The following is an 870-nucleotide window of genomic DNA, read 5'->3' as shown; positions in this document are numbered from 1 at the left end:
GCTAACACCTATATTTTCACCTCACTCACTGATGAGGTAGCACAAGCCTTGGCTAAAAGTGCAGGCATAGTATCGGTAACTCGCAATATTAACGACAAAGGCTATAACCCTGCTATATTCCCTCATTCACCTGCTTTCCCTTGGAATGAAGATAATTATGGGCCTATTACCATACCTGCTCAAGGTGCAAGTGTAGCACTATCAGTAGAGAACCTACCACTGTATAAGCGCATTATCAAAGAGTACGAACACAATACGTTAGAAGTAAGAGGAACAGAGATTTACATCAACGGACAAAAAGCAAGTTCGTACACCTTTAAGCAGGATTATTACTGGATGATGGGGGATAACCGCCACAATTCAGAAGATAGTAGGTTCTGGGGCTTTGTGCCAGAAGACCACATCGTAGGCAAGCCCGTACTCATCTGGATGAGTCTCGATAAAAACCAAAGTGGATTTAACAAAATTCGTTGGAAACGCCTCTTTACCACTGTGAATGGAGAAGGAGAGCCCGTATCATACAGTTGGGTAGTTTTATTACTCTTAGGCGGATGGGCAGGCTACAGCTTCTTACGAAAGAAAAAAGTAAAAGAATAATGACAGAGCAAGTATTATTACACCCTACTTATTTCCCTTCAATAGCACAATTTCACCTAATACTCAGCTATCCGTGCGTGTTAGAAGTATCTGACAATTATCAGAAGCAAACGCTTAGAAATAGAGCTTATATCTATGGTGCTAATGGCAAACAAGCCTTAAATCTACCTATTAAACACGTAGGAGGAGAAAATGGTAGGCAGCTATTCAAAGATGTGAAGGTAGAAAACCATTTCCCTTGGCAACGCCTACATTGGAAGAGTTTAGAAACCG

Annotated in this window: 2 protein-coding genes; both read left to right on the top strand. The window is 41.3% G+C overall.

Features of this window, described 5'->3' with window-relative positions:
• Positions 1-597 (top strand): S26 family signal peptidase (locus HMPREF9074_RS10060; protein ID WP_034540584.1); only part of this gene is annotated, 597 nt, incomplete at its 5' end.
• The coding region (locus tag HMPREF9074_RS10055; protein ID WP_034540579.1) for a WbqC family protein at positions 597-870 on the top strand (274 nt) is incomplete at its 3' end. The genes HMPREF9074_RS10060 and HMPREF9074_RS10055, both read left to right, overlap by 1 nt.

Origin of the sequence: Capnocytophaga sp. oral taxon 329 str. F0087 (assembly GCF_000213295.2) — a bacterium.
Taxonomy (GTDB): domain Bacteria; phylum Bacteroidota; class Bacteroidia; order Flavobacteriales; family Flavobacteriaceae; genus Capnocytophaga; species Capnocytophaga leadbetteri_A.
This window is presented reverse-complemented; position numbering and strand designations above follow the sequence as displayed.